At 62.3% G+C, this 21404-nt stretch carries 20 protein-coding genes; 12 read left to right on the top strand and 8 right to left on the bottom strand.

Annotated features, from left to right (window positions below; translation table 11 throughout):
• Nucleotides 1-7: 7 nt before the first annotated feature.
• From ACK8CP_RS05580 to ACK8CP_RS05570, 3 genes are read left to right on the top strand one after another with little or no spacing between them, the layout of a single operon-like run.
• The gene (locus ACK8CP_RS05580; RefSeq protein ID WP_234627979.1) at nt 8-262 is read left to right on the top strand and encodes a GlsB/YeaQ/YmgE family stress response membrane protein; all 255 of its coding nucleotides are present in this window, start codon (nt 8-10) and stop codon (nt 260-262) included.
• Nucleotides 263-271: 9 nt separating this feature from the next.
• Complete coding sequence (gene lipA, locus ACK8CP_RS05575; RefSeq protein ID WP_234627980.1) at nt 272-1252, top strand: lipoyl synthase; 981 nt, start codon at nt 272-274, stop codon at nt 1250-1252.
• Nucleotides 1253-1256: 4 nt separating this feature from the next.
• Nucleotides 1257-1727 (top strand): type II toxin-antitoxin system RatA family toxin, encoded by a 471-nt coding sequence (locus ACK8CP_RS05570; RefSeq protein ID WP_234627981.1) that lies wholly within the window; start codon nt 1257-1259, stop codon nt 1725-1727.
• A gap of 8 nt (nt 1728-1735) precedes the next feature.
• Here the strand turns inward: ACK8CP_RS05570 and ACK8CP_RS05565 are convergent, their stop codons facing one another.
• The gene (locus ACK8CP_RS05565) at nt 1736-2248 is read right to left on the bottom strand and encodes a CinA family protein (RefSeq protein ID WP_414833619.1); all 513 of its coding nucleotides are present in this window, start codon (nt 2246-2248) and stop codon (nt 1736-1738) included.
• Nucleotides 2241-3452 carry a bifunctional 2-C-methyl-D-erythritol 4-phosphate cytidylyltransferase/2-C-methyl-D-erythritol 2,4-cyclodiphosphate synthase gene (locus ACK8CP_RS05560; RefSeq protein WP_414833618.1) on the bottom strand — a complete coding sequence of 404 codons (1212 nt, stop codon included), beginning with the start codon at nt 3450-3452 and terminating at the stop codon, nt 2241-2243. The genes ACK8CP_RS05565 and ACK8CP_RS05560 overlap by 8 nt, the downstream gene beginning before the upstream one ends.
• 166 nt (nt 3453-3618) lie before the next feature.
• On the opposite strand from ACK8CP_RS05560, the gene dusB reads away from it, so the two are divergent.
• The 9 genes from dusB (at nt 3619) to hflX (ending at nt 15011) form a co-directional block, all read left to right on the top strand.
• Nucleotides 3619-4572, top strand: coding sequence for a tRNA dihydrouridine synthase DusB (gene dusB, locus ACK8CP_RS05555; RefSeq protein WP_414834194.1), 954 nt, complete (start codon nt 3619-3621; stop codon nt 4570-4572).
• Nucleotides 4572-5699, top strand: coding sequence for a two-component system sensor histidine kinase NtrB (locus ACK8CP_RS05550; protein WP_414833617.1), 1128 nt, complete (start codon nt 4572-4574; stop codon nt 5697-5699). The genes dusB and ACK8CP_RS05550 overlap by 1 nt, the downstream gene beginning before the upstream one ends.
• The gene (gene ntrC, locus ACK8CP_RS05545; protein ID WP_234627985.1) at nt 5696-7135 is read left to right on the top strand and encodes a nitrogen regulation protein NR(I); all 1440 of its coding nucleotides are present in this window, start codon (nt 5696-5698) and stop codon (nt 7133-7135) included. The genes ACK8CP_RS05550 and ntrC overlap by 4 nt, the downstream gene beginning before the upstream one ends.
• Nucleotides 7136-7231: 96 nt before the next feature.
• Nucleotides 7232-9511 (top strand): sensor histidine kinase NtrY-like, encoded by a 2280-nt coding sequence (locus ACK8CP_RS05540; RefSeq protein ID WP_234627986.1) that lies wholly within the window; start codon nt 7232-7234, stop codon nt 9509-9511.
• The gene (locus ACK8CP_RS05535) at nt 9511-10872 is read left to right on the top strand and encodes a sigma-54-dependent transcriptional regulator (RefSeq protein ID WP_234627987.1); all 1362 of its coding nucleotides are present in this window, start codon (nt 9511-9513) and stop codon (nt 10870-10872) included. The genes ACK8CP_RS05540 and ACK8CP_RS05535 overlap by 1 nt, the downstream gene beginning before the upstream one ends.
• 40 nt (nt 10873-10912) lie before the next feature.
• Complete coding sequence (trkA, locus tag ACK8CP_RS05530; protein ID WP_092812276.1) at nt 10913-12289, top strand: Trk system potassium transporter TrkA; 1377 nt, start codon at nt 10913-10915, stop codon at nt 12287-12289.
• A 121-nt stretch (nt 12290-12410) separates the two neighbouring features.
• The gene (locus tag ACK8CP_RS05525; RefSeq protein WP_234627988.1) at nt 12411-13274 is read left to right on the top strand and encodes a D-amino-acid transaminase; all 864 of its coding nucleotides are present in this window, start codon (nt 12411-12413) and stop codon (nt 13272-13274) included.
• A gap of 103 nt (nt 13275-13377) precedes the next feature.
• Nucleotides 13378-13620 (top strand): RNA chaperone Hfq, encoded by a 243-nt coding sequence (gene hfq, locus ACK8CP_RS05520; RefSeq protein WP_092812272.1) that lies wholly within the window; start codon nt 13378-13380, stop codon nt 13618-13620.
• A 65-nt stretch (nt 13621-13685) separates the two neighbouring features.
• Nucleotides 13686-15011, top strand: a complete 1326-nt coding sequence (hflX, locus tag ACK8CP_RS05515) for a GTPase HflX (RefSeq protein ID WP_414834193.1) — start codon at nt 13686-13688, stop codon at nt 15009-15011.
• Here hflX and mazG read toward each other — a convergent pair.
• The 6 genes from mazG to metG form a co-directional block, all read right to left on the bottom strand.
• Nucleotides 15008-15841, bottom strand: coding sequence for a nucleoside triphosphate pyrophosphohydrolase (gene mazG, locus ACK8CP_RS05510; protein ID WP_414833616.1), 834 nt, complete (start codon nt 15839-15841; stop codon nt 15008-15010). The two genes, hflX and mazG, sit on opposite strands and share 4 nt — an antisense overlap.
• Nucleotides 15842-16063: 222 nt before the next feature.
• On the bottom strand, nt 16064-17428 hold the full coding sequence (locus tag ACK8CP_RS05505; protein WP_414833615.1) for a TrkH family potassium uptake protein: 1365 nt from the start codon (nt 17426-17428) through the stop codon (nt 16064-16066).
• Complete coding sequence (locus tag ACK8CP_RS05500; protein ID WP_414833614.1) at nt 17428-18102, bottom strand: potassium channel family protein; 675 nt, start codon at nt 18100-18102, stop codon at nt 17428-17430. Before ACK8CP_RS05500 ends, ACK8CP_RS05505 begins: the two co-directional genes overlap by 1 nt.
• A gap of 117 nt (nt 18103-18219) precedes the next feature.
• The gene (locus tag ACK8CP_RS05495) at nt 18220-19056 is read right to left on the bottom strand and encodes an MBL fold metallo-hydrolase (protein WP_414833613.1); all 837 of its coding nucleotides are present in this window, start codon (nt 19054-19056) and stop codon (nt 18220-18222) included.
• A gap of 2 nt (nt 19057-19058) precedes the next feature.
• Nucleotides 19059-19838: a TatD family hydrolase gene (locus ACK8CP_RS05490; protein WP_414833612.1), complete on the bottom strand. Its 780-nt coding sequence runs from the start codon at nt 19836-19838 to the stop codon at nt 19059-19061.
• Nucleotides 19838-21400: a methionine--tRNA ligase gene (metG, locus tag ACK8CP_RS05485; RefSeq protein ID WP_414833611.1), complete on the bottom strand. Its 1563-nt coding sequence runs from the start codon at nt 21398-21400 to the stop codon at nt 19838-19840. The genes ACK8CP_RS05490 and metG overlap by 1 nt, the downstream gene beginning before the upstream one ends.
• Nucleotides 21401-21404: the final 4 nt, after the last annotated feature.

The following is a 21404-nucleotide window of genomic DNA, read 5'->3' as shown; positions in this document are numbered from 1 at the left end:
GACGGGGATGGAAGGTTTTGGTTGGATTATGACGATCCTTATCGGCGGTCTCGCCGGCTGGATCGCCGAAAAGGTCATGAAGGCCGATCACGGCCTGCTGACGAACATCATTTTGGGTATTCTCGGCGCCGTTATTTTGAACGCCATACTGGTCGGTCTCTTTGGTTCGACGCTGGGTGGTTTCATCGGCCAGCTGGTCGTTGCCGTGATCGGCGCCTGCCTTCTCATTTTTGGTTACCGCGCAGTTCGCGGCCGCAGATAGTCAAGAGTTTTGGTCACTCTCATCAACACAATCGAACCTTCTGAAGATGGCGCGCCCGAGACAACCGCTCGGCCGCGTCATCCAGAGAAGGCCCGCAGGCCGGATTCGCCGATCCAGCGCAAACCCGCTTGGATCCGCGTCAAGGCTCCCGTCTCCCAAGGCTACCGCGATACGGCCGGCATCGTTCGGTCGAACAAACTCGTCACGGTGTGCGAGGAGGCGGGCTGTCCCAATATCGGCGAGTGCTGGGAAAAGAAGCACGCCTCGTTCATGATCCTTGGCGAGACCTGCACGCGCGCCTGTGCGTTCTGCAATGTGCGCACCGGCATGCCGGGGCCTGTGGATCCGGACGAGCCGGAGAATCTCGCGCACGCCGTCGCCCAGATGGGCCTGCAGCATGTGGTGGTGACCTCTGTCGACCGAGACGACCTCGAGGATGGCGGCGCGGCGCATTTCGCAGCTGTCATTCGCGCCATTCGCGAGGCGACGCCGGAGACGACCATCGAGGTTCTGACACCGGACTTCTTGCGCAAGAAGGGTGCGCTCGAGATCGTCGTCGAAGCGCGTCCCGACGTCTTCAACCACAATCTGGAGACGGTGCCGTCACTTTATCTCAAGGTCCGGCCGGGTGCCCGGTATTTCCATTCGATCCGGCTTCTGCAGCGCGTGAAAGAGCTCGACCCGGAGATGTTCACCAAGTCCGGCATCATGGTCGGGCTCGGGGAGACACGCAATGAAGTGCTGCAGCTCATGGACGATCTCAGGACGGCCGAGGTCGACTTCCTGACGATGGGCCAGTACCTGCAGCCCTCGCGCAAGCATTATCCGGTGAAAGAGTTCGTCCCCCCTGAGGGCTTCAAAAGTTACGAGGCAATCGCCTATGCCAAAGGCTTTCTCATGGTGTCGGCGAGCCCTTTGACGCGGTCTTCCCACCACGCCGGAGACGATTTCGCTCGCCTGCGCAAGGCCCGCGCTGCACTCGCCAGCTGATCCCATGCATCATCACGAGACTTCCCGCACCGTCAGCCACTCCGCGGAGGAGATGTTCGATCTCGTCGCGGACGTGGAGAAATACCCGCAATTCGTGCCGTTCTGCGAAAGGCTGAACGTGCGGGGAAGAAAGCAGATCGAGGGTCGTACGATCCTCGTCGCCGACATGACCGTCGGCTACAAGATGCTGCGCGAGACGTTTACCAGCAAGGTGACCCTGGACCGTGAGGCTCTGTCCATCCGGGCCGATTACCTCGATGGGCCGTTTCGGACGATGGAGAATATCTGGACCTTTGAGCGCCTCGGGGAAAACCAGGCGAAGATCCATTTCTGCATCGATTACGAGTTCAAGAGCCGGACGCTCGCCACCCTGATGGGCGCGATGTTCGACCGCGTCTTCCGGACGTTTGCCTCATCCTTCGAGCGGCGCGCAGACGCCCTCTACGGGACAGAAGCCGCGCCTTCCCGCGCCTGAGCGGAGGCTTAATTCGCTTTCTGACCAGGCGCCGCCTGCACCATTCCAATCAGAAAATTGAGTGCGAGGATCGCACTTTCGCGCCGGATCCCTTCGCGACCGAGGAGAGGATCGAACCGGCTCTCGCGGTGAGCGGTCGCGCCATGGCGCTGTGCCACCGCAAAATGGACAAGCCCGACAGGCTTTTCCTCGGTTCCGCCGTCGGGCCCTGCAACGCCTGTGACTGAGACCGCCATATCTGCATGCGAATGGGCGAGGGCACCTTCCGCCATCGCCCGCGCCACGGCTTCACTGACTGCCCCCTCAACGTCGATGAGCGTCTTCGGCACGCCGAGAAGCTCTGTCTTGGCCTCGTTGGAATAGGTGACGAAGCCGCGCTCGAAGACGGAGGATGAGCCGGGGATATCGGTGAGCGCGGCCGCGATGCCGCCGCCGGTGCAGGATTCGGCCGTTGCCAGCCGAATGCCCTTGTCCTTGCAGAGATTAAGAAGTTCGATCGCCTTGGTTTCGAGATCACGCATCGCCGTCTCCCGGCAGCGCGACGCTGACGGCGGCGAGAGCAGCGATCCCTTCGCGCCGACCGGTAAAGCCGAGCCTCTCGCTCGTCGTCGCCTTGACGTTGATACGGTGCCGGGCGATCCCGAGCATCTCGGACAGTCGTTCCGACATGGCTTCGCGATGCGTTCCGACCTTCGGTGCTTCGCAGATCAGCGTCACGTCGACATTGACGATCGCTCCCCCGCGAGCGGCCACGCGTTCAACAGCAGCCTTCAAAAAGATCTCTGAATCTGCACCCTTCCATTGCGGGTCGCTCGGCGGGAAGTGCTGTCCGATATCGCCTTCGCCGATCGCGCCATAGATGGCGTCGGTGAGGGCATGCAGCCCGACATCGGCATCCGAATGACCCTCCAAGGCCATGTCGTGATCGATCTTCACGCCGCATAGGAAGACGTGGTCGCCCGGACAAAAGGCATGCACGTCAAAACCCTGACCTGCGCGATATTCGCGCGCCGGAGCCAGATGGGCAGCAGCTCGCGCAAAATCTTCGGAAGTAGTCAGCTTGATGTTCCTTTCATCGCCTTCGACGGAGCGCACATGGAGGCCGGCCGCCTCTGCGACCGCCGCATCATCGGTCAGGTCGTCGCGTTCCGCAGCGGCCCGGTGCGCGTCCAAAATGGGTTGGAATGGAAAAACTTGCGGCGTCTGGACGGCGCGACAGCTCGATCGCTCGATCGTCCCCAAGACGACGCCGTCCTCGACGTGCTTCAACGAGTCAGAGAGCGCGAGCGTCGGAACCGCTCCGGTCTTGTCGTCGGTTGCCGTCGTCATCCGGGCTATGAGCTCGCGCGAGACGAAAGCGCGCGCCGCATCGTGGATGAGGACGATCTCCGGCCGCTCGTCCGAAAGTGCTTCGAGCCCGAGACGCACCGAGATCTGTCGTGTCGCTCCGCCGGCGATCGGCTCTCCGATCCCGAACAAACCAGCCACCGCCTCGTCGTAAAGAGCACGGTCATCCGGATGGATGACACAGCGGATGACGTCGATCTCGGCGGCCTCCTGGAAAGCGAGCAAGGTGCGACGCAACACCGCCATCCCGCCGATTTGCGCATATTGCTTCGGCAGGCCGAGCCCGGATCTGTGACCCCGCCCGGCAGCCACGATCAGGGCTGCATATCTGGGTCGTGCGGACGAGCGTGGCGCAACATTGCCTTCTTCACCGTTCATGTGTACCGAAACCTCGCTCACGGACTTGCCGAAGCCGTAGACATGACTAGATTATCGGCAAACATAGTTTTTGCCGGATTTTTCATCATTGCCCGACGCAGATCTCACCACCGATAGCTTGAAGATTGCCGGGCTGTCGATTCCCAATCGCGCCCTGCTGGCGCCCATGTCGGGGGTGTCCGACCTCCCGTTTCGGCGGCTCGCCGCGCGTTACGGCGCGGGGCTCGTGATTTCCGAGATGGTCGCCTGCGACGCCGTGCAGCGGCAATCGGAAGAGGCGCGGCTGCGTGCGGAAGGCGAGGGCCTTTCCCTCCATGTCGTGCAGCTCGCCGCGCGCGACGAGGAGGCCATGTCCGAGGGCGTGCGGATCGCCGAAGCGGCGGGAGCCGCAATCATCGACATCAACATGGGATGCCCCGCCAAACGCGTGACCGGCGGCTTTGCCGGGTCCCATCTCATGCGCGATCTCGACATGGCCGAGCGTCTGATCGCCTCCGCCGTGCGCGCCGCCAAAGTGCCGGTCACGCTGAAAATGCGCCTCGGCTGGGACCATACCTCGCTCAATGCGACAGAGCTGGCGCAGCGTGCGGAGAACGTGGGCGTGGCCATGGTGACCGTCCATGGACGCACACGCAGCCAGTTCTACAAGGGCAAGGCCGATTGGGATGCTATCCGGCCCGTGGCTCAAGCGGTCCGCATTCCGCTCATCGCCAATGGCGACCTGACGACGCCCGAAGATGCGCCAGACATGCTGCGGCGTTCGGGAGCGGCGGGAGTGATGATCGGCCGCGGCGCTTACGGGCGCCCGTGGATCGTCGGTCAGGTGGGCGACGTCCTCAAAGGCAAAACCCCGCGACCCGATCCGAAAGGGAGAGAGCGTGCCGACCTCATTATGGAGCATTACGATATGATCCTGGCTCACTATGGGCCGGTTCCAGGCGTTCGCATCGCCCGAAAACACCTTGCCTGGTACCTCGACGATTTTGCGATGGACGCACCGGCGCAGGCTGCTCGCGGCAGGCTTCTGCGCGAAACGGAGGCACGGTGCGTAAAGGCCGAACTCGCAGCCCTCTTGCCCGATCTTCGGGCGGATGCCGCTTCCTTGCGCGAGGCCGCCTGATGAAGCCTTACGCAGAAGAGGGGGTGCCGGCGCTCGCGATCCTCAACGCGCTGCCGCATCCGATTTTCGTGGTCGATGCCGACAACACCATTTTGAACGCGAACCAGGCGGCGGAGAGTTTTTTCGGCGCAAGCTCCGCGGTCATGCATCGCGACGGCCTCGAACGCCTCGTGCCTTTCGGCAGCCCATTGTTTCCCTTGCTCGACCAGGTCCGTTCGCGCGGCGCGGCGATCGCCGAATACCGCGTCGACATGAGTTCGCCACGCATCGGCTCCGACAAGCTCGTCGATATCTACGCAACGCCGGTCTCCATGACGGATGCCTGCGTCTCGGTTCTCCTCCTCCCACGTTCCGTGACGGAGAAGATCGACCGACAGCTGACATATCGCGGGGCCGCGCGCACCGTCACCGGCCTTGCCGCCATGCTGGCGCACGAGATCAAGAATCCGCTGTCCGGCATTCGTGGCGCTGCCCAGCTCCTGGAAGCGTCCGCGAGCCCGGAAGATCGCCCATTGACCCGCCTCATTTGCGATGAGACCGACCGCATCGCAGGGCTGGTCGATCGCATGGAGACCTTCACCGACGCCCGCCCGATCGAGCGTGAACCGGTCAACATTCACCGCGTCCTGGAACGAGTGAAGACACTCGCCACATCCGGCTTCGCGCGCGGCATCCGCATCACCGAAGAATACGATCCGTCGCTGCCGCCGGTCCTGGCAAACCGCGACCAGCTTCTGCAAGTCTTCATAAATCTCGTGAAGAATGCGGCAGAAGCCCTTGCAGATCAAAAAGATTCAGAAATAACATTTCGCACGGCTTACCGGCCTGGGATTCGCTTGTCGGTTCCCGGGACGCAAAGCCGTGTCAGCCTCCCGCTGGAATTCACCGTCATGGACAACGGACCGGGCGTGCCCGACGACGTACTGCCTCATCTCTTTGATCCGTTCGTCACCTCGAAGGCGAATGGCACGGGTCTTGGATTGGCGCTCGTAGCCAAGATCATCGGCGATCACGGAGGCATCATCGAGTGCGAATCCCAGCCCCGCCGCACGCTTTTCCGCATTCTTATGCCGACGCTCGAACAGACGTCGGACGAGCTCGACCTGAAGGAGGATGGAGCCTCGTGAGTCAGAGCACGATTCTCGTCGCCGACGACGACACAGCGATCCGAACAGTCTTGAACCAGGCGCTGTCGCGCGCCGGCTACAATGTCCGTCTGACCTCGAACGCCGCCACGCTGTGGCGCTGGGTGGCGGAAGGCGAGGGCGATCTCGTCGTCACCGACATCGTCATGCCGGATGAAAACGCTTTCGAGCTCTTGCCGCGCATCAAGCGCGTGCGGCCGGAGCTGCCGATCATCGTCATGAGCGCACAAAACACCTTCATGACGGCGATCAAGGCATCTGAACGCGGCGCTTATGACTATCTGCCGAAGCCCTTCGATCTGAAGGAGCTTATCGCGACGATCGGTCGGGCACTGTCCGAACCACGTTCGAAAGTGATGGCCGAACACGACCAGCAGGATGAGGCCATCCCGCTCGTCGGTCGCTCGCCGGCGATGCAGGACATCTACCGCGTTCTTGCCCGGTTGATGCAGACGGATCTGACCGTCACGATTTTCGGCGAATCCGGCACCGGCAAGGAGCTGGTGGCGCGCGCGCTCCACGATTACGGCAAGCGCCGCAAGGGCCCCTTCGTCGCCGTCAACATGGCCGCCATCCCGCGGGAGCTCATCGAATCGGAGCTCTTCGGCCACGAACGCGGCGCCTTCACCGGCGCCCAGCACCGATCCGCCGGCCGCTTCGAACAGGCGGAGGGCGGCACGCTCTTCCTCGATGAAATCGGCGACATGCCGATGGATGCGCAGACGCGCCTGCTACGGGTTCTGCAGCAGGGCGAATATACGACCGTCGGCGGCCGTACGCCGATCCGCACCGATGTCCGGATCGTCGCGGCGACCAACAAGGACCTGAAGAACCTGATCCGCCAAGGCCTCTTCCGTGAGGATCTCTTCTTCCGCCTGAACGTCGTGCCGATCCGCCTGCCGCCATTGCGCGAGCGCACCGATGATATTCCCGATCTCGTGCGCCATTTCCTTGTCCAAGCCGAGCGCGAAGGCTTGCCCGTCAAGACGATGGAGAATGACGCGCTCGATGTGCTCAAACGCCATCGCTGGCCGGGGAATGTGCGGGAACTCGAAAACCTCATCAGGCGCCTGACCGCGCTCTATCCGCAGGAGACGATCACCTCGGACCTGATTCGTCACGAGCTCGATCCGATCGGCGACGTGGAAGAATCCGCGCGCCCAGCGGAGGAAGAGAGCCTCTCGAATTCCGTCGCGCGGCACATGACCAATCTCTTCAACGAGTTCGGCGACGCTTTGCCGCCGCCTGGGCTCTATCATCGCGTGTTGCGTGAGATCGAAGTTCCCCTGATCGGCGCAGCACTGGGCGCCACCAACGGCAACCAGATCCGCGCGGCAGAGCTCCTCGGCCTCAACCGCAACACGTTGCGTAAGAAAATTCGCGATCTGCAGATCCTGGTTGTGCGTGGTCCGAGATAAAAGGGCCGCGCGCACTGTGCGGGCGCCGTTTTTGTGACATATTAGCCACGTTCTGTGCCCACGCATGAGCGATCAATCCGATCGACCGTAGGATCCATGTCCGTCGCCACTAGCCCTGATCTGCCACCCGAACGCATCCGTCCGGGCTTTGGCGAACGCAACCGCATCGCGCGCATGGTCGGCCTGCTCGCGGTTCTGTTGGCGCTTTCAAGCGCCATCGGCACGTTTCTGATCCTCACCGGACAGACCACGATAGAGCCGACGCCCGCGGTCGTGCGCGCGGCCGGCCTTCTGAACGGCATCGTCGTTCTTTTCCTCATTGGGACGGTCGCGTTCGAGGCAACTGGGCTTTGGATTGCGCGCAGGCACGGACGCGCCGCCGCCCGGCTGCATGTGCGCATCGTAGCGCTGTTTTCGATCATCGCGGCTCTGCCGGCGATCCTGACGGCCGGAATCGCGTCGATCACGCTCAACAAGGGCCTCGACCGCTGGTTCGCCGAGCGCACCGAAGCGATCATCGAAAATTCGCGGGAGGTCGCGCAGGCCTATGTGCAGGAGCACAGCCGCATCCTGGCAATCGATCTTCTGGCGATCGCAAGCGAGTTCAACCGCGTCGCTCCGGATCTGGAGCTCAACAAAAAGGCGATTGCCGCCTACCTGTCCAATCAGGCGCAGCTGCGCGGCCTGTCCGCGATCGCGCTCATCCGGCGCGACAGATCCGTGATCGTCGAAGGCAAGACCTCGACCAACCTCAAGGTGCCGCCACCACCGCAGCAGGTGTTCGAAGATGCCGACGAAGGCCGTCCGGCGCTGATCGCACCAGGCACGACCAATCTCGTCGGCGGTGTGCTGAAGATCACCAGCCTCGACGACGTCTATCTCTACCTTGCCCGTCCATTGGACCCGAAGGTGACGCGACAAGTCCGCCTCACGGAGGAGAGTGCCGCCGAATACGGCCAATTGCAGGAGAACCGCTTCGGCGTGCAGATCGCCTTTGCCATCCTCTTCGTCGGCATGGCTCTGGTGGTGCTTTTGTCCGCCATCTGGATCGGTCTCGGCTTCGCCAACGGGCTCGTCGCGCCGATCCGACACCTGATCGGCGCCGCCAGTAAGATTTCAGGCGGCAATCTCGACGTCAGCGTGCCTGTTCAGGAGAAAGCCGGCGACCTCGGCATTCTGTCGGCAACCTTCAATCGAATGGCCGGGCAGCTGCGTTCGCAGCGCAACGCGCTCCTCTCCGCCAACAGCCAGCTCGACGAGCGGCGCCGCTTTACCGAGGCTGTGCTGTCGGGCGTCTCGGCGGGCGTTATCGGCCTCAATGCGGACCGTATCGTCACACTCGCCAATCACCCGGCACTCGAAGCGATCGGCGAAGAAGAGACCGGCATCGTCGGTCGTCACGTCAACGAGCTCCTGCCCGAATTGCAGAACGTTCTCGACGAGGTCGCCAACCGTGGTCGCGGTTCGGCACGCGATCAGATCATCATTGCGCGCGAAGGCGAGCCTCGAACGCTCAATGTGCAGGTGACGATCGAGCAGTCCGACGACAGCTCGCATGACGGGTTCGTCGTCACGCTCGATGACATCACGGACCTCGTCGCCGCGCAGCGCCGGTCGGCCTGGGCCGATGTGGCCCGCCGCATTGCCCACGAGATCAAAAACCCGCTCACGCCGATCCAGCTTTCGGCCGAACGCATCCGCCGCCGTTTCGGACCGCGCATCGACGAAGAGAAAGATCGTGTCGTCTTCGATCAGTGCACGGAGACGATCATCCGCCAGGTCGGCGATATCCGCCGCATGGTGGACGAGTTTTCCGCTTTTGCGCGGATGCCGAAGCCGGTCATGGAAGCGCGCGATCTGCGCGAACTCATCCGCGAAGCCGTCTTCCTCCAGGAAGTCGGCAACCCGAACATCAGCTTCGCACTCGATCTGCCGGAAACGCCCGTCGAGGCGCCGGTCGATCATCGCCTGGTCACGCAGGCGCTCACCAATATCGTCAAGAATGCCACCGAGGCGATCGAGGCCGTTCCCGAAGATGAAAACGTGAGCGGCGAAATCCGCGTGCGCGTGCGCGACGATGTCGATCACGCGATCGTCGATGTGATCGACAACGGCAAGGGTCTGCCCCAGGAGGGTCGCGAGAAGCTTCTCGAGCCCTACATGACAACCCGCCAGAAAGGCACCGGCCTCGGCCTTGCGATCGTGCGCAAGGTGATGGAGGAACACGGAGGCTCCATTGAACTTCTCGACGCACGAGCGGCCGGCGTGGATGCCCGCGGCGCCTGCGTTCGAATGAACTTCCCACATACCAACCATCCGGCCGCGACCGAGGCAGAGACGAAGCCTGCGGAACGCGCCGAACAGGAGAGCAAGTGATGGCTACCGACATCCTTGTCGTCGACGATGAAGCCGATATCCGCGAACTCGTCGCCGGCATCCTTGAAGACGAAGGCCACGGAACACGCACCGCCGCCAACAGCGACGCCGCCCTGGAAGCGATCGCCGAACGCAGGCCCGGCCTCATCTTTCTCGATATCTGGCTGCAGGGAAGCCGGCTCGATGGACTGGCGCTTCTCGATGCCATCCACACCGAGCACCCGGCGTTGCCGGTGGTGATCATTTCCGGTCACGGCAACATCGAGACGGCCGTCTCCGCCATCAAGCGTGGCGCCTACGACTATATCGAAAAGCCGTTCAAAGCCGACCGTCTCGTGCTTGTGGCGCAGCGCGCCCTGGAGGCGTCTCGGTTGAAAAAGGAAGTGGCCGAGCTCAAGCAGCGCTCGGGCGTCACCAACGATCTCGTCGGCTCCTCGTCCGTCATGCACCATCTGCGCCAGACGATCGAGCGTGTCGCTCCCACCAACAGCCGCGTGATGATTTTCGGAGCTTCAGGAGCAGGCAAGGAGCGCGTGGCACGTGCCATCCACGCCGCCTCCCGGCGGGCCAACGGTCCCTTCGTCGTGTTGAGCTCAGCCGCCATCACGCCCGAAAACATGGAAATCGCTCTCTTCGGCACAGAAGCCGCCGAGGGCGAACATCGCCGTGTCGGGGCGCTGGAAGAGGCGCATGGCGGCATCCTCTATCTGGAGGAGGTCGCGGACATGCCGCGCGAGACGCAGAACAAGATCCTGCGGGTTCTCGTCGAGCAGACGTTCGAGCGGGTAGGGGGCAGCAAAAAGGTCAAGGTCGACGTCCGCATTCTCTCTTCCACGGCCCGCGACCTCGAAGCGGAAATCAAGGAAGGGCGGTTTCGCGAAGACCTGTTCCATCGCCTGAGCGTCGTCCCGATCCGCGTTCCGTCATTGGCGGAGCGTCGCGAGGACGTCCCCGAACTCGTCGACTATTTCATGGCACAGATCGCCCAGACGGCCGGTCTGCCGACCCGGCGCATCGCCGATGACGCGATGGCCGTGCTTCAGGCGCACGACTGGCCGGGGAACATCCGTCAGCTGCGCAACAACGTCGAACGGCTGATGATCCTGACTCAGGGAGACGCGGAAGCGATGGTGACGGCCGCCATGCTGCCGCCGGAGATTGGCGAGATCCTTCCTGCGAGCCCCGCCGATGGATCGGCCCACATCATGTCCCTGCCTTTGCGGGAAGCCCGCGAGGTGTTCGAGCGAGAATATCTCTCCGCGCAGATCAACCGTTTCGGCGGCAATATCTCACGCACGGCCGAGTTTGTCGGCATGGAACGCTCGGCCCTGCATCGCAAGCTGAAGAGCCTCGGGGTATAGAGCCTCACGGCGGCGGGATTCTCGCAACAAAGGACATTTCATGCGCGTCATCATTTGCGGCGCTGGCCAGGTCGGATACGGCATCGCGGAGAAACTGGCGACGGAGAACAACGACGTCACGGTGATCGATCGTTCGCCGCATCTGGTGAATGCCATTCGTGACACGCTGGACGTGCGCGGCTTCGTCGGCCACGGATCTCATCCGGACGTTCTGGCGCGTGCAGGCGCCGACGAGGCTGACATGCTGATCGCCGTCACCTTGTACGATGAAGTCAACATGGTCGCCTGCCAGGTTGCCCATTCGTTGTTCAATCTGCCGACCAAGATCGCCCGCATCCGCTCACAGACCTATCTCGCCAAGCACTGGAGCAACCTGTTCTCACGCGATCATCTGCCGATCGACGTGATCATTTCTCCAGAAGTGGAAGTGGGCGAGATGGTGCTCCGCCGCCTGGCGCAGCCGGGCGCCGTCGAGACCATCCCTTTTGCCGACGACAAGGTGACGGTCCTCGGCATCGTCTGCGACGAGAACTGCCCGGTCATCGACACGCCTCTTCGTCAGCTGACCGAGCTCTTTCCCGACCTCAATGCCATCGTCGTGGGCGTTTTCCGCAACGGGAACCTGTTCGTGCCGCGCTCGGCCGACCAGATGATGGCGGGAGACCTCGTCTACGTGATGACCGACACGGGGAGGGTGAAGCGCACCCTCACGATTTTCGGCAAGCAGGAGACGCTCGGATCGCGCGTCGTCATCGGCGGCGGCGGCAATATCGGCCATTACGTTGCCCACCATCTGGAGAAGCGCAATCCGCGCGCCAAGATCAAGGTGATCGAGATGGACCGCGATCGCGCCGTCGAGATCGCCGAGGCGCTCGACCGCACCGTCGTGCTGCACGGTTCGGCGATGGACGACGTCATCCTGAAAGAGGCCGATATCGCTGAGGCCGACACGATGCTCGCCCTCACGAACGACGACAAGGTCAACATTCTCTCTTGTGTGATGGCGAAGAAGCTCGGCTGCCGACGCGCGATGAGCCTTCTGAACGATTCCGCCTTCCCGCCGTTGGTGCGCACGATCGGCATTGACGCTTTCGTCGATCCGCGCGCCGTCACCATCTCGCGCATCCTGCAACACGTCCGCCGCGGCCGTATCCGCAACGTCCACACGATCCAGAACGGCGCCGCCGAGGTGATCGAGGCGGAAGCTCTGGAGACGTCGCCGCTTGTCGGCCGCCCCTTGCGCGAGCTCGATCTGCCGGGCGGCATCCGGATTGGTGCGATCTTGCATGGCGGCGAGGTCATCGTCCCGACGGGCGCAAGCCAGATCCGAAAGGGCGACCGCCTCGTCATCTTCGCCATTGCCAATCAGGTGCACCGTGTCGAGCAGATGGCGCGGGTGAGCCTCGAGTACTTCTGATTGCGCATAGCCGGCGCCTGCGCGTCGAAGGGCACACGCCTTGTCGTGCGGCCTTAATCTTGCTTAGTGCCGTTGCGTAAATCGCGCACGCACGAATCCTGCGTTGTGGAGGAGTTTTCCGATGTCGAGAGTGGCCTATGTCAACGGCCGGTATGTTCCGCACGCCCATGCGATGGTCCATGTCGAGGATCGCGGATACCAATTCGCCGATGGCGTCTACGAAGTCTGCGAGATCTGGCACGGCCGTCTTGTCGATATGAAAGGCCATCTCGACCGTCTCGAGCGCTCGCTGCGTGAGCTTTCGATCGCCATGCCCATGACCCGCTCGGCCCTGACGGCGGTCATGCGCGAAACCGTGCGCCGCAACCGCGTGACCGAAGGCATGGTCTATCTGCAGATCACGCGCGGCGTGGCCCCGCGCGAACACATTTTCCCGCCGGCGAGCACGCGCCCGGCCGTCGTCATCACGGCCAAGACATTTGACCGCATCAAGGCCGACAAACAGGCAGAGGAGGGGGTTGCCGTCATCACGACGCCGGACAATCGCTGGGAACGCGTCGATATCAAGACCGTCGGCCTCCTGCCGAACGCGATGGCGAAGCAGAAAGCCAAAGAGGCCGGCGCCAAAGAAGCCTGGTTCGTGGACGCGGAAGGCTACGTCACCGAAGGCTCATCGACGACGGCCTGGATCGTCACGCAGGATGGCGCGCTCGTCACCCGTCCGAACGGCACGGGAATCTTGCCTGGCGTCACGCGGCAGACGGTGGAAGAGGTTGCCCGACGCGACGGGCTGAAACTTGAAGAAAGAAAATTCACCCCAGAAGAAGCCAAGGGTGCCCGCGAAGCGTTCATGACGGCAGCGACGACCCTCGTCATGCCCATCGTGGCGATCGACGGGCAGAGCGTGGCCAATGGTCGCCCCGGCTCCATTGCGACGGCTCTCCGACAGCGTTTTCATGAGGTGGCGCAACTGGAAGCGCACTAGACGCTACCTATATCTGGGTAGGTCTTGTTGAGGGGTGACAGGCCGAAGCGAAACAGGCAATCTGTTTCGCGCGGCGCAACAACAATAAAGGTCGACGGAGACAATGGGCGACAAAAACCAAAACTTGCAAGATACATTTCTGAACCACGTCCGTAAGGCAAAAACTCCGCTCACAGTTTTTCTCATCAACGGCGTCAAGCTGCAGGGAATTGTCACGTGGTTCGACAATTTTTGCTTGCTTCTAAGGCGTGATGGGCATTCGCAGCTTGTCTACAAGCATGCGATTTCCACGGTCATGCCCAATCAACCTGTGCAGCTGTTCGAACCTGAAGACGACAACGGATAGGCTGATTGCAACCCAAAGACCGCAACACGCTCGACCTGGAAGCCGGACCGGAAGATTCGCTCGATATGTCTCGGGCGCTCATACTTTTGCCGGAGATGCGCGGGCGTGAAGACGAGGCGACCCAGCAACGGCCACCGGAAGCGCGACGGGCGGAAGCGATCGGCCTTGCCGAAGCGATCAAGCTCGACGTTGCCGAGGCCCTTGCCGTCCCTCTGCGAAAGGCGACGCCGGCGACACTGTTCGGCCCGGGCAAGGTCGAGGAATTGTCCGTTCTCGTGCGGACGCTGGCGACGGGCCTCGTCATCATCGATCATCCGATCACGCCCATCCAGCAGCGCAATCTGGAGCGAGCGTGGAACGTCAAGATCCTCGACAGAACCGGCCTCATTCTCGAAATCTTCGGTGAGCGTGCCCACACCAAGGAAGGCACGCTGCAGGTGGAATTGGCCCACCTCAATTACCAGAAGAGCCGGCTCGTTCGTTCATGGACGCACCTTGAGCGTCAGCGCGGTGGTTTTGGCTTCCTCGGCGGGCCCGGCGAGACGCAGATCGAGGCCGACCGGCGCCAGATCCAGGACCGCATTCGACGTATCGAGAAACAGCTGGAGAGCGTCCGCAATACGCGCAGCGTTCACCGTGCCAAGCGCCAGCGCGTGCCTTATCCGGTCGCGGCGCTTGTCGGCTACACCAATGCTGGCAAGTCGACGCTCTTCAATCATCTGACGGGGGCTGAGGTCCACGCCGAGGACCAGCTTTTCGCCACGCTCGATCCGACGATGCGACGGGTCGGCCTGCCACATGGCGAAACGCTGATCATCTCCGACACGGTCGGCTTCATCTCACATCTGCCGACCTCGCTCGTGGAGGCGTTCCGCGCAACGCTCGAAGAGGTTCTCGACGCCGACCTTATCGTTCATGTGCGCGATATCGCATCACCGGATGCTCAGGCGGAGGCGGAAGACGTCAACGAGGTGCTGTCCGAGCTTGGGATCGAAGCGGGGTCCGACCCGCGTCTCGTGGGAGTCTGGAACAAGATCGATCTTCTCGACGCCGATGTCGCCGAGGCGCTCAGACGCAAGGCGGCCGGAGCGACGGACAAGGTCGTTGTTTCAGCGTTGACGGGCGAGGGGTTGTCCGATCTCCTCCATGTGCTGGAAGAGCGCCTGTTCAAGGAACGCGCCGTCGTTGAGGTGGTTTTCCAGGCCGCCCGGTCGGGCGAAGCCGCCTGGCTCTATGACAACGGCGAAGTTCTTTCACGTTCCGACGACCCCAAGACAGGCGAAACGCGCCTCGTTGTGCGTCTGGCGAGCGGGCGTCTCCAGAAGCTTCAGGAACGTGCGCGAGGCGACGGCGTGACGCTCAACGTGCCGAAGGAAGCACAGACCGCTTAATCGGATCCGGGCGAACCTTCGCGCAATTTCGCGGCCTGCCACAGCGCTTCCATCTCATCGAGCGCGGCGTCTTTCATGGATCGGCCGTCCTTCGACAGCCCGTGTTCGACAGCTTCGAAACGGCAGCGGAATTTTTCGTTCGTGCGCCGCAACGCGGCGTCGGGGTCGATCCCGCTCTTGCGAGCGACGTTAACCATAGCGAACAAGGCGTCGCCGATTTCGCCGGTCAGCCGCTCGCGATCGTCAGCGGCGATTTCCGCCTCGACCTCTGCGATCTCTTCCTTGAGCTTGTCGAGAGCGCCCGAAACGTCCGGCCAGTCAAAACCGACTTTCGCGGCTTTCTCCTGCATCTTGAGGGCCTGGAGAAGACCGGGAAAGCTGCGCGGCACATCCGCCAAGAGCCCGGGATCGGCAGGAAGACCCTGGCGCAGCCGCTTTTCCCGACGTCTGGCTTTTTCCTCGGCCTTGATCTCGTCCCAGCGGACTTTCACCGCAGCCGGATCGGCCGCCGTGCCATCGCCGAAGACATGCGGGTGGCGTCGCACCATCTTGTCCACGATCGCATCGGCAACGTCGTCGAAGGCGAAGACACCGGCTTCCTCGGCCATGCGGGCGTGAAAAACGACCTGCAGGAGGAGATCGCCGAGCTCCTCGCGCAGATCTTCGAGATCGGCACGCTCGATCGCATCGGCAACTTCATAGGCTTCCTCGATCGTGTAGGGCGCGATGGAGGAGAAATCCTGCTTCACATCCCACGGGCAGCCGCGTTCCGGATCACGCAGGTCGGCCATAACGGAGATGAGACGATCGATGGGGCGTTGTTCTGACATGAGAACGCCTTAGCGCTCGCCAGGCTGTGCGCCAAGGGGAAGAGCAGTCTGAACGCGCCTCAGCGCAATAACGTGATTCGCATAAGATGCATTATGGAACCTATATGATGCGCTGATTATCGGCAAATCCGCCCCTGGCGCCAACACGGCATTGACGGCCGATGTGTCATCAGCCTGCAAGCGCTGCCAGAACAGCCGAAGAAACAATCCGAGCGTTCTCCCTCAGCCAAGATAGATCCGGCTCGACGGATAACGGATGCGTGGCGGCACCTTCGTCGCGAGAAAGAAGCCCAGGGTGAGCGGCCCGACCCGTCCGATAAACATCACAAGGATGATGACGAACCGCCCGAGCGCGTCGAGCTCGGCCGTGGCGCCCCGCGACAAGCCGACGGTCCCGAAGGCCGACGTCACCTCGAATGCGAGATCGAGGAAGTCGCCGTCGTGCGACAGCGAAATCGTGAAGATCGCGCCCATCACCACCATGACGCTCACGATGCTGAGCGCCAGCACCTTCATGACCTCCTCACGCCCGAGGCTGCGTCCGAAGGCATGCAGGTTTGGCCGCTGCCGGAAAAACGCGACCGTGGCGAGCAGAAGCACGACGAAGGTCGTGACCTTGATGCCGCCCGCTGTCGACGTGCTGCCGCCGCCGATGAACATCAAGGACATGAACATCAGCGCCGTCGCATCGTGGATGCCCGACATGTCGATCGTGTTGAAGCCGGCGGTGCGCGTCGTCAGCCCCTGAAACCAGCTCGCCGTCAGCTTCTCGATGATCGAGTGGTACTGACCTAGGGTCGCAGGATTGGTCCATTCGAGCGCGGCAAAGCCCACAACCGACCAGACGATCAGCGCGAGCGTAACGACCAGCATCAGCTTCGTATGCAGCGTGAAGCGTCGCCACTGGCGCTTCTTCATGATGTCGGAGGTGACGATGAAGCCGATCCCGCCGATGACGAAGAGCGCCGGGATGACGAGGTTGATGATCGGATCGAATACGTAACCGCTCAGGTTGTCGGCAAAGAGCGAGAACCCAGCATTGTTGAAGGCGGAGATCGAATGGAAGATCGCCTGCCACAAACCCTCCCACGGCCCGAAATCGGGCACGAAGACGAATGCCAGAAGGACGACGCCGGCGACCTCGCAGACGACCACCACGCGCAGGATTTGGCGCACCAGGCGCAGAAGATCCGCAAAAGACGTCTGATTGAGTTCTTCGCGGAGGAAGACGCGCTGGGAGACACCGACGGGCAGCCCGAGCATGGTCAGAACGAGGACGGCAAAGGTCATGAGACCAAGCCCGCCGAGCTGGATCAGGACGAGGATGACGAACTGACCGAAAAAGGTAAAATGGCTGCCGGTGTCGACCACGGAGAGACCTGTCACGGTGACAGCGGAGGTCGCGGTGAAGAGCGCCTCAGACCAGGTGGGAGGCAGCCCCCTCGCCGCCCATGGCAGCTTCAGAGCGAGCGCGCCGACGATCACAAGGCCCGCATAGAGAAGAGAGAGTACCGCTGGCGGCGGAAGATCGACCGTGCGACGCCAGATACGCGGGAAAAAGAAACGCTGCAAAAGCGGAAAGCCCATCACGCAAATCGAAGGCTGTCGCCGAGTGATCTGAGATCTTCCCGCCGTCCTAGGAGAAGCAGCTTGTCATCGGTTTCAAGGAGCGTGTCGGCGCCGCTGCAGGGAATATAGTCGCTCTCGCGCATCAAACCGAGGCACCGAACCTCGAACTTCTCGCCAAGCTTCAGCTCACCGATCGATGTCTGATCGAGCTCCTCCGGCACGCGCAGATCGATGATGTGGAAGCCGTTCCCGAGGCTCACGTAATCGCGCACCAGCGGATTGTAGAGCATCTGGGCGATGTGCTGACCGATCTCGCGTTCCGCCTGAATGACCCGGTCGACACCCAGTTTCGTGAGAATGCGATGATGCGTCCGGCTCGTCGCCTTGACCCAGACGGTCGGCACGCCGAGCAGCTTCACATTCATCGTGCACAGAACATTCGCCTCGAGATCCTCTCCGATCGCCACAACGGCGACATCACAGGCTCCGACGCCGGCCTCGCGCAAAGCGTCCTCGTCGCTACCGTCGGCGATGATCGCTTCGGCGATATCGTCGGCAAGGCGTGCGACGTTGCGCTCGTCGATATCGATACCGAGCACATGGTTGCCGAAGCGGGCGAGTTCAGATGCGACGGTGCTGCCGAATGTTCCGAGGCCGATGACGGCAAAACTCCGGTCTTTGCGCCAGGTCATGACAGCCCCTTATGCGTGTTGTTTTGCTCGAACTTATCGCAGCGAGCCACGCGATCCAGCCGTTCCTGCGCCGGCCCCGCGCAACGCCTCCGTGCACGTGAATGCGCGAAGCGTGGTTCAGCTCGCATAGCCTGACGGAAGGTCGGCCCAAGGCAAATCCACACTCAGTCCGTCAAAGGCAGGCGCGACGCCTTCGGGCAGCTCTTCACGCAACGCGTTGTAGTCGAGGTCGACATGCATGTGTGTGAGGAGCGCGCGTCGTGGGCGCAGCGTCTCGATGCAATGGAGAGCCTCCGCGACGGAGAAATGCGACGGATGCGGTTTGTAGCGCAATGCATCCAAGATCCACAGGTCGGAACCTTCGATCGCGGCCATGGCTTCAGGCGTCAGCCGGTTCACATCGGGAGAGTAAGCGAAGTCGCCGATACGGTAACCGAGGGATGGAATGGAGCCGTGCTGCTGCCGGAAAGGCAGCGCTTGGATCGGCCCGCCGGGCCCGTCGATCGTCACGGGCGTCCCGGCCTCGATCACGTGCGCGTTGACGATCGGCGGATAGTCGCTGCCTTCGGGCGTCTTCAGGCAATAGCCGAAGCCTTCTTCGAGACGATCCATCGTCGGCCGATCGGCGTAAATATCGACGCGCGCCTTCATCATCATCACGAAACCACGGAGATCATCGATCCCGTGGATGTGGTCGGCGTGAGGATGCGTGTAGAGCACGCCGTCAATCCGCTTGAGGTCGGCGGACAGCGCCTGTTCGCGGAGATCCGGCGACGTGTCGATCAAGACCTGCGTTCTGTCTCCCGAGGCGGCGATGCGCTCCACGAGAACCGAACAACGACGCCGACGATTCTTCGGCTCGCTCGGATCACACGCCCCCCAATCGCCGCCAATGCGCGGAACGCCGGGCGATGAGCCACAGCCCAGAATGGTGATACGCAGAACGTCCGTCACTGTCAGGGCCGCGGAACTTTGCCGAAAAGACGGAAGAAGTTGTCACTCGTGAGGTCGCCGATCTCCTCGACCGACACGCCGCGACATTCCGCCAGCACCGAGGCTGTGTGGGCGACGAAGGACGGCTCGTTGCGTTTGCCGCGATAAGGCATCGGCGCGAGATATGGGGAATCGGTTTCGACAAGCAGACGGTCGGCAGGCAAATCACTTGCGATTTCACGAAGTTCCGTCGACTTCTTGAAAGTCAGAATACCCGAGAAAGAGACATAAAGACCGAGCTCGATGCCCGTTTCCGCCAAAGCCCGCCCCGATGAAAAGCAATGGAGGAGGGCCGGAAAAGCCCCCTTCCCCATCTCATCCTTCAAAATTGCCGCCATGTCGTCGTCGGCATCACGCGCATGGATGATGAGCGGCAGGCCCGTTTCACGCGCAGCACCGATGTGTCGGCGAAGGCCTGCGGCCTGACCCTCACGCGAGGCTTTGTCGTAGAAATAGTCGAGCCCGGCCTCGCCGATGCCAACGACTTTCGGGTGCTTCGCCAAAGCGACGAGATCCTCAGTCGTCACGTCCGGCTCTTCGTCGGCGTTGTGCGGATGCGTGCCGACCGAGCAATAGATGTCGTCATAGGTTTCGGCGATGCCTCGGATCTTGTCGAACTCCAAGACCCGCGTCGAGATCGTCACCATACGGACGATGCCGGCCGCCCTCGCCCGTTCCACGACAGCGTCGCGTTCCGGCTCGAAATCGGGAAAATCCAAATGGCAGTGGCTGTCGACAAGCATCAGGCAGCCCCCGCCGGAGCCTCGCTCTCGACATAGCGCGGGAAGACCCCCGAGGGCGGAGGCAGCGCCGTTCCCGGAACGAGACGCCCCGATTTGCCGAGGAATTCGAATGTGCGGTTTTCTTCCGCCACGCCCAGAAGGTCGAGCAGCTTGCCGGCCGAACCCGGCATCACCGGCTGAATCAGGATTCCGACCTGGCGGACCACTTCCGCGGTGACATAGAGGACAGTCGCCATCCGCGCGGGATCGCTCTTGCGCAGCGCCCACGGTTCCTGGCCGGCAAAATAGCGGTTTGCATCGCCGACGACCTGCCAAATGGCGGTGAGCGCCTGATGGATCGCCTGCTCGTTCATGGCCTCGCGGCAGCGCTCCAGGAGCGCGTCGGCGGCCTGCAGCATCTCGTTGTCGGCCTCTGAGAACGCACCGGGCTCAGGGACGCTGGCGCCGCAATGCTTGCCGACCATCGAAAGCGAGCGCTGGGCGAGATTGCCGAGATCATTGGCGAGATCGGCATTGATGCGGCCCGCGATCGCGTCATGGCTGTAGGAGCCGTCCTGGCCGAAGGAGACTTCGCGCAGGAAGAAGTAGCGGACGGCATCGAGGCCATAATGTTCGACGATGGCGAAGGGATCGACGACGTTGCCGACCGACTTCGACATCTTCTCTCCCTTGTTGAACAGGAAGCCATGCGCAAAGACGCGCTTCGGCAGCGGCACGCCGGCCGACATCAGGAAGGCCGGCCAATAGACGGCGTGAAAACGCACGATATCCTTGCCGATCAGATGGAGATTGGCCGGCCAGTAGCGCCAGCGCGGAGCCTCCTCGTCCGGAAAACCAGCCGCGGTGATGTAGTTCGTCAGGGCGTCCACCCAGACATACATCACATGGCGCGGATCGCCCGGCACCTTCACGCCCCAATCGAAGGTCGTGCGAGAAATGGAAAGATCCTTCAAGCCCGACTTCACGAAGCTGATGACTTCGTTGCGCCGCTCCTGCGGGCCGATGAAATCCGGATGCGCTCCGTAATGGGCGAGAAGCTTCTCCTGATAGGCGGAGAGACGGAAGAAGTAGCTTTCCTCCTCCACCCATTCGACGGGTGAGCCGAGCGGCTCGCGCCGAACCCCATCTTCGCCGACGGTGGTTTCCTTTTCGTCGAAGAAGGCTTCCTGCCGGACGGAGTACCAGCCCGAATATTTGTCGAGATAAATGTCTCCCGCCGCCTTCATCCGCTCCCATATCGCCTCGCAGGAGCGGTGATGGCGCTCCTCGGTGGTGCGGATGAAATCGTCGTGCGACGTGTTGAGGACGCCCATCATGTCGCGAAAACGCTGCGAATTGCGGTCGGCGAGCTCGGCGGGAGTAATTCCCTCCTTCGCCGCCGTCTGCTGCATCTTCAGCCCGTGCTCGTCGGTGCCGGTCAGGAAGAAGACATCCTTGCCGTCGAGGCGCTGAAAACGCGCCAGCGTATCGGTCGCGAGCGCCGTATAGGCGTGGCCGATATGCGGCACACCGTTGGGGTAGAAGATGGGCGTGGTGATGTAAAAAGTCGGCTTACCGGTCATGGGT

Source organism: Afifella sp. YEN Y35 (genome assembly GCF_047553465.1).
Lineage (GTDB): Bacteria > Pseudomonadota > Alphaproteobacteria > Rhizobiales > Afifellaceae > Afifella > Afifella aestuarii.
Note: the sequence above shows the minus strand (reverse complement) of the source record. Positions and strands in the feature narration are given on the sequence as shown.

Bases quoted from the DNA above. Each gene is read 5' to 3' on its own strand.
- ACK8CP_RS05580 (WP_234627979.1), top strand. From the start codon at position 8: ATGGAAGGTTTTGGTTGGATTATGACGATCCTTATCGGCGGTCTCGCC.
- ACK8CP_RS05570 (WP_234627981.1), top strand. From the start codon at position 1,257: ATGCATCATCACGAGACTTCCCGCACCGTCAGCCACTCCGCGGAGGAG.
- ACK8CP_RS05565 (WP_414833619.1), bottom strand. From the start codon at position 2,248: ATGCGTGATCTCGAAACCAAGGCGATCGAACTTCTTAATCTCTGCAAG.
- ACK8CP_RS05560 (WP_414833618.1), bottom strand. From the start codon at position 3,452: ATGAACGGTGAAGAAGGCAATGTTGCGCCACGCTCGTCCGCACGACCC.
- dusB (WP_414834194.1), top strand. From the start codon at position 3,619: ATGTCGGGGGTGTCCGACCTCCCGTTTCGGCGGCTCGCCGCGCGTTAC.
- ACK8CP_RS05550 (WP_414833617.1), top strand. From the start codon at position 4,572: ATGAAGCCTTACGCAGAAGAGGGGGTGCCGGCGCTCGCGATCCTCAAC.
- ACK8CP_RS05540 (WP_234627986.1), top strand. From the start codon at position 7,232: ATGTCCGTCGCCACTAGCCCTGATCTGCCACCCGAACGCATCCGTCCG.
- ACK8CP_RS05535 (WP_234627987.1), top strand. From the start codon at position 9,511: ATGGCTACCGACATCCTTGTCGTCGACGATGAAGCCGATATCCGCGAA.
- trkA (WP_092812276.1), top strand. From the start codon at position 10,913: ATGCGCGTCATCATTTGCGGCGCTGGCCAGGTCGGATACGGCATCGCG.
- ACK8CP_RS05525 (WP_234627988.1), top strand. From the start codon at position 12,411: ATGTCGAGAGTGGCCTATGTCAACGGCCGGTATGTTCCGCACGCCCAT.
- hfq (WP_092812272.1), top strand. From the start codon at position 13,378: ATGGGCGACAAAAACCAAAACTTGCAAGATACATTTCTGAACCACGTC.
- hflX (WP_414834193.1), top strand. From the start codon at position 13,686: ATGTCTCGGGCGCTCATACTTTTGCCGGAGATGCGCGGGCGTGAAGAC.
- mazG (WP_414833616.1), bottom strand. From the start codon at position 15,841: ATGTCAGAACAACGCCCCATCGATCGTCTCATCTCCGTTATGGCCGAC.
- ACK8CP_RS05505 (WP_414833615.1), bottom strand. From the start codon at position 17,428: ATGGGCTTTCCGCTTTTGCAGCGTTTCTTTTTCCCGCGTATCTGGCGT.
- ACK8CP_RS05500 (WP_414833614.1), bottom strand. From the start codon at position 18,102: ATGACCTGGCGCAAAGACCGGAGTTTTGCCGTCATCGGCCTCGGAACA.
- ACK8CP_RS05490 (WP_414833612.1), bottom strand. From the start codon at position 19,838: ATGCTTGTCGACAGCCACTGCCATTTGGATTTTCCCGATTTCGAGCCG.
- metG (WP_414833611.1), bottom strand. From the start codon at position 21,400: ATGACCGGTAAGCCGACTTTTTACATCACCACGCCCATCTTCTACCCC.